We start from the raw sequence: 9,308 nt of genomic DNA, 5'->3' as shown, positions 1-9,308 counted from the left end.
CTGTGCGAAAGCGAAGCGGCAGCAACAAATGTTTTTTCTGTGCGAAAGCGAAGCGGCAGCAACAAAGCGCCCAGTCGGAACGGAAATCAACCACATGTTTTGGTGATAATCCATAGGGATCAATAATTTACATATTTAAGGAGTGAACTAAATTGATAATTATGGAAACAGAAAGGTTAGAATTGCGAGAATTACATGATGACAATATTTCTGTCCTTTACTCCATTTTTTCTAATGCTGAAACAATGAAGTATTATCCGTCTCCATTTAATTTAGAACAAACAAAAAATTGGATTTTAAAAAATAAACAAAGATATCAAGAAGATGGATATGGCTTATGGGCAGTATATTTAAAAGAATCGAATGAATTAATTGGAGATTGTGGCCTCGTTAAACAAGTAGTAGATGGAAAAACTGAAGTTGAAGTGGGCTACCATATTCATAAAAAATATTGGTCTAAAGGATACGCAACTGAGGCAGCTAAAAGTTGTGTGGAATATGGATTTTCACAGTTAGGACAAGATAAATTAATAAGTATTATTGATCCTAAAAATGGACCATCAATTCGTGTGGCTGAAAAAAATGGTTTTATGAAGGAAAAGGAGACATTTATTTTTAATAAAATTCATCATATATATTCAGTACAACGATCAGAGATTTAACTTCCCTTCAGCAAATTTTTTTGTAACGTAAGTGAAATGACAGTTACAATTATTTTCTGTATCGAAAGCGAAGCGACAGCAACACACGAATCGCTTCTCTCCTTGGCTTTCCAAATCCCATTGTAAAGTAAATAATGCTTTTTTTATTTCCCAGTCGTCTTTTTGTCCATCATAGAGCCCCGCAAGACCTTCTTTTGCAAAAGTATATGTAATCAACTCATGCAACTCTTCAGTGTCTGTTGGTAGGGGACGTCTTACGTTAATTCTCTCCAAATAGCCTCGTCCTTTTAATAAAAGAAAAAAGTGAAATGTATTTAGCGATAAAACAAATAACCAGGTACTTTTAAAAAAACCTGGTTATTGGCATCATTCATTTACTTTTTCATTCTCCGGTTCTAGGTGAATCAGAATATTGGCTTGATGAAAGTGGGTATTAATCTTTTCTTCAATACGATCACATAAATTATGAACGGTTTCAATGCTTTCATTTGATGCTACAACTAAATGGAAATCGATGTATTCTTCCGCCCCAGAACGTCTAGTTCGAAAATCGTGATACTCAATATATTCCTCTTTAAATGATTCAATAATTTGAATAATTTGTTCTTCCTCTTCCATAGATAATCGTGCATCCATTAAAGGAGGAAATGTTTCTTTCATCAGTTTGAAAGCTTCCATCATAATATAACTTGCTAATAATATTCCGATGATCGGATCTAAAATGTACCAACCAGTTAAATGGACAATCAATAAACTCAATGCAACACCCAATGATGTATAGACATCTGTAAGTAGATGCAGTGCATTTGATTTCATGGCAACAGAGTTAGTATTCTTTGCAGTTCTATAAACAATTTTTGATACAAAAAAATTAATCAAGGCGCCAAATAACATGACCAGTATTCCTAAAACTGGGAGTTTTATTGGTGTGGGAGCGATAATTTTATGAATACACTCGTAAATAATCCAAATCCCAGCAACAAAAATTAAAAGTGTTTCAATTGTTCCTGAAATATTTTCAACCTTTCCATGTCCGTAGGGGTGTTCTTTATCGGCTGGTTTACTGGAAATCCGTACGGAGAGAAAGGCAATAAAAGAGGCGAGTAAGTCTAGAAGTGAATGGATTGCCTCCGATACAATTGCAACTGATCCTGTGAACAATCCAACGATAATTTTTAATATGACAACAGTAGAATTACTTAAAACTGATAAAAATGCAATTTTTGATGAATTCACCAGAAATCACCTCCTGATAATATGATACCAAGTAAACTTTGAGTGGGTCTATAGCAACGTTTTTTCCTAACTCCGATTAAATGACTAGTGTGAAAAAAAGTTGTATAAAGGAAAAATATATAACCATCTTTTTAATGCATCATACAACCGTGTTTGGGTTAAAATCGTATGCTAATAAAGCGAGAAAAGAATAATGACTATATTATGTGAAGATGCGATAAAGTTTACTTAAGAAATTAAAGTGATAAATTTAATTCCAAGGATTAAATATCAATATAGATAATTGTTCGTTTTTGGTCGTGAAATCCAGATAATAGATAATAAAAAAGAAAAGAAATTCCTATCCATTTTCTACCTTCGATATACTAAAATAGTAGTATCAAATTAGATTAGTAAAGAGACGGATAGTAAAGTGGATTATATTCAAATTACTAGAAACAATATTGAACAGGAACATATATGTTGCGCACTCGGTTCAAAGCAATACGAAGAAGCGGTAAAGAAAAAGAAAGAATGGTTGATGAACCGTATGGATGAGGGGCTAGTTTTTTATCGTTTAAACGCCCGGGCAAAAGTGTTTATTGAATATTTACCGGCAAATCAAGCTTGGGTTCCTATCGATGCACCGAATTATATGTATATCAATTGCCTATGGGTTTCAGGGAAATTCAAAAATCAAAACCATGCAAGACAATTGATTGAAAAGTGTAAGGAAGATGCATTAGCGCAAAGGATGGATGGCATCGTCCATATAGTAGGAGAGAAAAAGCTTCCATTTCTAAGTGATAAGCGTTTTTTTGAACATTTGGGATTTGAAATGGTAGATCAAGCAGCACCTTATTTTCAGCTAGCTGTCTATAAATTTAACGATTGTGCCGACGATCCTTCCTTTAAACTGCAGGTGAAAAATGTTTTATCTAATAACAGTGGTATTGTGATATACTTCACTGCCCAATGCCCTTTTGCAGTTGGCGTTATAGATGATTTGAAAAAATTGGCTGAGAAGAAGGGCATTCCTTTTCATGAATATCAACTAAGGACGAAAGATGAAGCACAGAATGCACCTATCATATGGACAACCTTTGGATTGTTTTACAATGGTCATTTTATAACACATGAAATACTGAGTGCAAAGAAGTTCGAAAAAATTTTAAATACTTTATGAAAAGGGGATTTATCTCCTTTTCATGAACATTAAAATTAGCGCAAATAAACAAATGCCTACAATAGAACCTAGAGTAAACGACCAGGAAAAATAATCGAAAAAGATATAGGCAATTAATAATGCCAGTACATAGCCGAGAGCAGTGCCCAGCAATTGTTTTTTGATAGTCAACGATCCCACTCCCTACTGGGTAATAGTTAAAATACTTATTTTATATTTTATAGAAATATTAGGAAAATATCCATAATAATCAAAATAAAAGGAAGGTGATATCAGTTTTGAAAATTAGCAAACAGTATGCAGAACATTACAGCTGGGGAGAACAAGGTGATGGTTGGCATTTAGTGAAGAATAATGATCTCAGTATTATTCATGAGCGTATGCCTGCTAAAACAGTAGAGGTAAATCATTATCACCATCATGCACATCAATTTTTCTTTGTACTATCTGGAACAGCAACAATGGATATCGCCGGAGAACGAATGGTGTTACAAAAGAATGAAGGAATTGAAGTGCCGCCCCTTAAACCGCATCAGATGCGTAATGATTCGGAAGAAGAGGTAGAGTTTTTAGTCATTTCACAACCAAATAGCAGAGGGGATCGTATCCAACTATAAAGTAATTTTCATTATTTTGCATGAGGTGGATATTTATTTTAGTAAGTATAGTAAATGCTAACAATTGCAAAGGAGATGTTTTACGAATGAAGATTACAAAGGTGACACTATATGTGTATGATGTACATAAAATGAAGGAATTTTACTGCAATCATTTAGGATTTTCATTAATACAGAATACGGTTAATTTTTTTGATATAGCTGTTGGTGAAAGTGTTATCACTTTTGAAAAAATACCGTATTTGGTAAAAAAACAATATCATTTTGCGTTAAATATTCCATGTAATTTATTTAAACAAGCGAAAAGCTGGGTAAAAGAATATGCAGAATTATTATTTTCAGAGGGACAGGATGAAGTATATTTTGATACATTAAAGGCTCATTCTTGTTATTTTTATGATCCGGAAGGAAATATTATTGAGCTCATTTCAAGGCAGGAAGTAAATCCAAAACAGGATGTAGAGTATTTTTCACCCGAGCATGTACTAAATATTGCCGAAATGAATTTAACGACGGATGCTATTTATTCAGTAGCTGATCGTTTAAAAGAATACGGTATAACCCCAATGAATCATAACAAAATTCGCTCAAATGCTCTCACGTTTATGGGGAATTATGAGGATGGAGCAAATTTACTTTTAGGACCAAGTGAACGTGTTTGGTATTTTTCTAACAAAAAAGCAATTGTTAGTCCTATTAAGATAGAAATCAATAAAAGCTTGCAAATATGTATGACCGAAGACGGTGATTTTACCATTTCACAGCTTTAAAACACCATCAGACCATTAAATCTCCTTATAATTGTCATTGAATAAAAAAGTATATTTATTCGAAAAGTGAGTAGGGGAATATTTAATATTCGCAATAGCTAAGAAATTAAGCGGGAGAAAAACCGCTCATAAAAGCCCGATTGCTGAAGACGAATAATCGGTGAGGATAAGGAAAACCCCTCCGGAAGGTTTCATGTTGGAGTAGTTGAAAAAAATGCTAGTAATCAATGATAAAGGAGTTAATTTTTTGAAAGCAAAAAGCATTAAATTATATGAATTTGGAAGCCCTCGGGAAGTTTTAAAGTTTGAAAATAAAACGATTCACCCCCCTCAAGAACAAGAAATTCTTGTTCGAATGCTGGCGCGACCTATTAACCCTTCAGATTTAATACCAATATGGGGGAGTTATGCTCATCGAATTTCTTTACCAACTATTCCAGGCTATGAAGGGGTTGGTATTGTAGGGGATGTAGGTCCGTATGTTTCTCAGGATCTTATTGGAAAGCGTGTATTACCTTTACGAGGAGAAGGAACTTGGCAGGAGATTGTAAAAACAAGTGCAGAATTTGCAGTGCTTATTCCATATTCTATAGATGATTTTACTGCAGCGCAAATGTATATCAATCCAATGACAGCTTGGGTAATTTGTACGGATATATTACAATTGCAGCCAAATGATGTTTTATTAGTGAATGCTTGTGGGTCCGCAATTGGACACATATTTGCCCAGCTAGCAAAATTGTTAGGTTTTCAACTAATCGCGATAACGAGAAATAATAGACATACGGACGATTTAATTCAGCTTGGCGCTTCCTATGTAATAGATACTTCAGTAGCACCGCTCTATGAGACAGTAATGGAACTAACAAATGGCAATGGGGCCAATGCCGCTATTGATTCTATTGGGGGAACAGCAGGCAACGATCTTGCCTTCTGTCTGAAAGCTGGAGGGAATTTTTTAGCGATTGGTCTTTTATCAGGTGTACAAGTGAATTGGCAAAGAATCGTTAAAGAGGCAAATATAAAGGCAAATATGTTCCATTTACGTCATTGGAACAAGCAAGTCTCGATAGAAAGATGGCAAAGTACATTTCATCACTTAATCAATCTAGTTAATAGTGGTAAGTTAAAAATGATGGCAGTGGATTCTCATTATGATTTGTTAGACATTAAAAATGCGATAACGGCCGTTGAATCGTCTAACAATACTAAAGGAAAGGTTTTTTTAACAAGTTATTGATATGAACGAAGAAGCTGGGACAAAAGTGTTTCAGCCAACAAAAATACCGAACTATCCACTAAAACGCTCATGTAGTGTTTCGGAATAGTTCGGTTTTTCTAGTTATCATGTTTTGTTATTTTAGAGATTATTCGGCTTTATGAAAGAACCTGTTAGTTATGTCTCAGCCTCTTCGCTTTGTATAGGGTGTCTAAGCTACTGCGTATTCTTCGATGCACTTGTTTCTAAAATAAATCTGTAGATAAATATCGTAGACCAGTATCGGGTAGGATAACGACAATCTGTTTCCCTTTGTTCTCTGGACGTTTTGCAAGGGCTGTGGCGGCAAATAAAGCAGCACCTGATGAAGTACCTACTAATATACCATCTGACTTCGCAACAGCACGTGCCGCCTCATAAGCTTGTGCAGTTTCCACTTCGAGTACGTCATCAATTATTTCTAAATGAACATTCGATGGCACGCGAGCCTCGTCAGCATCGGAGAAGCGGTGAACACCTGTGATTTCAATGATATCTGGATTATCAACTGTTGCAATGGAATTAACAGCAGGCTCTACACCAATAATCTGAATAGCTGGATTTTTAGATTTTAAATATGCACCAGCACCACTTATCGTACCACCTGTGCCAATTGCTGCTACAAAAATATCAATTTGTCCGTCTGTGTCCTCCCAGACTTCAGGACCAGTTGTTAACTTATGAATATTTGGGTTGGCCTCATTATCAAGCTGATTTAAAAATACAACATTTTCTTCTTGTTCAACGACTGTTTCTCGAAATACTTTAATCGTTTCAACAAAGTCACCATCTGTTTCCTCAAAGGCAGCTATCATTTCTGGGACATCTGAAAATGGTACAACCTCCGTTCCGTATGCCTTAACTACCTTTGTTCGCTCTTCACTTACACCATCCTGCATGTAAATTCGAAGCTTATAGCCTTTTGCAGCTGCAATTGCTGCTAGACCAATACCTGTATTGCCACTAGTTGTTTCAATTATTGTTTCAACACGCCACGAGCTTCAGCATCCTCAATCAGCGCTTTAGCAACACGGTCCTTCACACTATTAGCAGGATTAAAATACTCTAGCTTTACAATAATTTCGGTTTCTAGCTGTTGCTCTTTTACATACTGATTTAATGCTAAAAGTGGTGTATGACCGATTAATTCTGTAATAGATTGTTTAATCTTATTCGTTACAATTTGACCCATCCCAATCAACCCCTTAAATTTAACCTACTTAACAAACTTGTTTTGTAGGAATTGGTGGAATCATATCAATATAAATCCATATAAGCAATAAAATCACTAATAGAAGTATTAAATGTAGCAATAGAAAAAAGTAATTAATCAAATCTACAAAATCTTGGTTTAGTACTGCGAGAAATACGGATTATTCTTGACTATGCTCCTATGCGAAAGCGAGTAACCCGAAATACAAATTGATGTCTTCACAGAAAGTAATAGTGCATGATTATATGTATATTTGGAGGAATTTACTTTAAATTTGCTAATTAACGATATTTTGGAATAATAATTTGTTAAAATGTAAGCCTTGTATAAAAGTTGGTTAGAGTGGAAACCGATGACTACTTGAGACCAGCGTTAAAAATGAGTTATTAAATTAGCTTGATGTTATTTGGGAGATGAAAGTATGAAAGAGACAATTTCTTCAGTTTGTATAACAGCTGAAACAAAAATTAACATGATGAAGCAAAAGCCTGCTAATTATTTATTGTTAGCTATTTTTGGTGGACTTTTTATCGGATTTGGAATTTTGCTCATCACTACTATAGGGGGCTTATTAAGTCCGGCTGGGGTACCGAGTATGAAGATCGTACAAGGGTTATCATTTGGTGTGGCACTTAGTATGGTCATGATGGCTGGAGCCAATTTATTTACCGGTGATAATCTAGTTTTAACGGTTAGTACACTATCAAAAAAATCATCACCATTAGAGATGTTGGGCATTTGGACATTTAGTTACATAGGAAACTTCTTTGGTTCGCTGTTAGCGGCCGCATTATTTTTTTACTCGGGGCTAGCAGGCGGAGACATAGCAGCTTACATTGAAAAACTAGCTACAGCTAAGATGAGTGGTAGCTTCGTTGAACTTTTATGTCGAGGCATTTTATGTAATTTGCTAGTATGCTTGGGCGTATGGTGCACCTATAAATTAAAAACAGAGACTGGAAAATTAGTGATGATTTTCTGCTGTATTTTCCCATTTGTCACAATTGGATTTGAGCATTGTATAGCAAATATGACATTGTTTTCTCTTGCGCTCCTCATACCTCATGGTGAACTAGTATCGTTTAGTGGAGCCATGTCAAATTTATTACCTGTTACAATAGGTAATATTATTGGTGGAGCTGTTATTGGTTTTGTTTATTGGGTAAATGGCAGAGATTAATAAATCACTAGATATTGCTAATGCAGTCAGTTTCATTGGAGTAAAATACTGGTGCCATGGCAATTTGAGAAGTGATTGTAAGGACCTGTTTATATAACAGGAATATAATAGTGATTCGATTATATCAAGTGAAATTAACGGATGAATACTTGACAAATTCCATCTCTTAATACTTTGACTTTAAGATAAATCGTAGATAGAATGATAGGTAGAGTTGCTTATGTAACTCTACCTATTTTTATTGTGATTAATGCGTGAAATTAATAGATAATGTAATGAATATAAAAGAGCGGAGGAACTCAAAAATGGAACAAGAAGTCAACCAACATACGATTCTTCAAGCAATTTTAGAGCTTTCAAAGCAAATGCAAGACATGAAATCGGATCTTCAACAACAAATCGAAGCAGTTGAGAAGAGATTAGAAGAAAAAATTGATGTAGCTGAGAAACGACTGGAAGAAAAAAACGAAGCGTTGGAAAAAAGATTAGACAAAGTTGAACAAAATTTAAGTCGAAAAATTGATCTTGTAGATGCCAAATTTGATATTATATCATCGGATTTAATAACGACGAAAGCTGAAGTATCTATGCTTAAACAAGTAAAATAGTATTAATTATGCCTCAGCATAATTTCGTGACACACGCTACCGTATCCCTAAAGGTTACGGTATTTTTTTATGGTATAATGATGTCACGAAGGAGTGAAAACATTGTTAAAAACAGAGGTATTTGAACAATTAAAACAGGCAATGAGAGAAAAGAATGTATTAGCAAAAGGCGTATTATCGCTTTTGAAGTCTGCTCTAGATTTAGCTGAAAAAGAAAAGGGGGAGGTTTTATCGTCTGAAGAGGAAATGACTATTATAAATCGTGAAGTGAAGCAAACAAATCAGGCTTTAGAGGGTGCTCAAAATGCAGGGCGAGCTGACTTAATTGAAAAAGAGGAAGCAAAATTAGCACTTTTAAAATCATTTTTACCGAAGCAATTAACTGAAGAAGAAATTGCAGAAAAACTTGTGGCAGCAGGCATTGCAAAAGGAATGAACATGGGGGAAGCAATGAAAATTGCAAAACCTTTGTTAACTGGTCAGGCTGAAGGCGCTGTTATTTCAAAAGTTGTGAAGAGTTTAATTTAAAGTTGTTCAATAACAATCTCCTACTCTCAAGTGGTAAGAGATTGTTATTGAACAAAAATGAAAACAACTAT

Annotated in this window: 13 protein-coding genes; 8 read left to right on the top strand and 5 right to left on the bottom strand. The window is 34.8% G+C overall.

Translation table 11 applies throughout. The annotated features are described in order from the left end of the window. Window positions 1-152: 152 nt before the first annotated feature. Entirely contained in the window at window positions 153-662 is a 510-nt protein-coding gene (locus ACIPKN_RS12745) for a GNAT family N-acetyltransferase (protein ID WP_400936498.1), read from the top strand. On the opposite strand, the gene ACIPKN_RS12740 is transcribed toward ACIPKN_RS12745, so the two are convergent. Together ACIPKN_RS12740 and ACIPKN_RS12735 are read right to left on the bottom strand one after the other, a co-directional pair. Next, window positions 651-935 carry a hypothetical protein gene (locus ACIPKN_RS12740; protein WP_400936496.1) on the bottom strand — a complete coding sequence of 95 codons (285 nt, stop codon included), beginning with the start codon at window positions 933-935 and terminating at the stop codon, window positions 651-653. The two genes, ACIPKN_RS12745 and ACIPKN_RS12740, sit on opposite strands and share 12 nt — an antisense overlap. 93 nt (window positions 936-1,028) lie before the next feature. Further along, window positions 1,029-1,901 carry a cation diffusion facilitator family transporter gene (locus ACIPKN_RS12735; protein WP_142510376.1) on the bottom strand — a complete coding sequence of 291 codons (873 nt, stop codon included), beginning with the start codon at window positions 1,899-1,901 and terminating at the stop codon, window positions 1,029-1,031. Between the two features lie 409 nt (window positions 1,902-2,310). Between ACIPKN_RS12735 and ACIPKN_RS12730 the strand changes: the two genes are divergently transcribed. Beyond that, window positions 2,311-3,063, top strand: a complete 753-nt coding sequence (locus ACIPKN_RS12730) for a GNAT family N-acetyltransferase (protein ID WP_400936494.1) — start codon at window positions 2,311-2,313, stop codon at window positions 3,061-3,063. A 9-nt stretch (window positions 3,064-3,072) separates the two neighbouring features. On the opposite strand, the gene ACIPKN_RS12725 is transcribed toward ACIPKN_RS12730, so the two are convergent. After that, window positions 3,073-3,234 carry a hypothetical protein gene (locus ACIPKN_RS12725; protein ID WP_185903546.1) on the bottom strand — a complete coding sequence of 54 codons (162 nt, stop codon included), beginning with the start codon at window positions 3,232-3,234 and terminating at the stop codon, window positions 3,073-3,075. Between the two features lie 107 nt (window positions 3,235-3,341). Between ACIPKN_RS12725 and ACIPKN_RS12720 the strand changes: the two genes are divergently transcribed. From ACIPKN_RS12720 to ACIPKN_RS12710, 3 genes are all read left to right on the top strand, one after another. Then, window positions 3,342-3,680: a cupin domain-containing protein gene (locus tag ACIPKN_RS12720; protein WP_400936491.1), complete on the top strand. Its 339-nt coding sequence runs from the start codon at window positions 3,342-3,344 to the stop codon at window positions 3,678-3,680. A gap of 86 nt (window positions 3,681-3,766) precedes the next feature. Beyond that, window positions 3,767-4,450, top strand: a complete 684-nt coding sequence (locus tag ACIPKN_RS12715; protein ID WP_400936489.1) for a VOC family protein — start codon at window positions 3,767-3,769, stop codon at window positions 4,448-4,450. 247 nt (window positions 4,451-4,697) lie between these two features. Continuing rightward, window positions 4,698-5,690, top strand: a complete 993-nt coding sequence (locus ACIPKN_RS12710) for a zinc-dependent alcohol dehydrogenase family protein (protein ID WP_400936487.1) — start codon at window positions 4,698-4,700, stop codon at window positions 5,688-5,690. A 224-nt stretch (window positions 5,691-5,914) separates the two neighbouring features. Here ACIPKN_RS12710 and ACIPKN_RS12705 read toward each other — a convergent pair whose 3' ends face one another. Then, window positions 5,915-6,643 carry a PLP-dependent cysteine synthase family protein gene (locus tag ACIPKN_RS12705; protein WP_400936513.1) on the bottom strand — a complete coding sequence of 243 codons (729 nt, stop codon included), beginning with the start codon at window positions 6,641-6,643 and terminating at the stop codon, window positions 5,915-5,917. Window positions 6,644-6,684: 41 nt separating this feature from the next. Continuing rightward, window positions 6,685-6,900 carry a pyridoxal-phosphate dependent enzyme gene (locus tag ACIPKN_RS12700; RefSeq protein ID WP_400936485.1) on the bottom strand — a complete coding sequence of 72 codons (216 nt, stop codon included), beginning with the start codon at window positions 6,898-6,900 and terminating at the stop codon, window positions 6,685-6,687. 442 nt (window positions 6,901-7,342) lie between these two features. Between ACIPKN_RS12700 and ACIPKN_RS12695 the strand changes: the two genes are divergently transcribed. The 3 genes from ACIPKN_RS12695 to ACIPKN_RS12685 all read left to right on the top strand — a co-directional run bounded on the left by ACIPKN_RS12695 (window position 7,343) and on the right by ACIPKN_RS12685 (window position 9,237). Then, window positions 7,343-8,101: a formate/nitrite transporter family protein gene (locus ACIPKN_RS12695; protein ID WP_400936483.1), complete on the top strand. Its 759-nt coding sequence runs from the start codon at window positions 7,343-7,345 to the stop codon at window positions 8,099-8,101. Between the two features lie 305 nt (window positions 8,102-8,406). After that, window positions 8,407-8,709, top strand: coding sequence for a hypothetical protein (locus ACIPKN_RS12690; protein WP_400936481.1), 303 nt, complete (start codon window positions 8,407-8,409; stop codon window positions 8,707-8,709). A gap of 102 nt (window positions 8,710-8,811) precedes the next feature. Next, window positions 8,812-9,237: a GatB/YqeY domain-containing protein gene (locus ACIPKN_RS12685; RefSeq protein ID WP_400936479.1), complete on the top strand. Its 426-nt coding sequence runs from the start codon at window positions 8,812-8,814 to the stop codon at window positions 9,235-9,237. Window positions 9,238-9,308 lie beyond the last annotated feature (71 nt).

The organism is Lysinibacillus sp. NPDC086135 (assembly GCF_044746345.1).
Taxonomy (GTDB): Bacteria; Bacillota; Bacilli; order Bacillales_A; family Planococcaceae; genus Lysinibacillus.
This window is presented reverse-complemented; position numbering and strand designations above follow the sequence as displayed.

Coding starts and splice junctions, on each gene's coding strand:
- ACIPKN_RS12715 (WP_400936489.1), top strand. CDS start 3,767: ATGAAGATTACAAAGGTGACACTATATGTGTATGATGTACATAAAATG.
- ACIPKN_RS12700 (WP_400936485.1), bottom strand. CDS start 6,900: ATGGGTCAAATTGTAACGAATAAGATTAAACAATCTATTACAGAATTA.
- ACIPKN_RS12695 (WP_400936483.1), top strand. CDS start 7,343: ATGAAAGAGACAATTTCTTCAGTTTGTATAACAGCTGAAACAAAAATT.
- ACIPKN_RS12690 (WP_400936481.1), top strand. CDS start 8,407: ATGGAACAAGAAGTCAACCAACATACGATTCTTCAAGCAATTTTAGAG.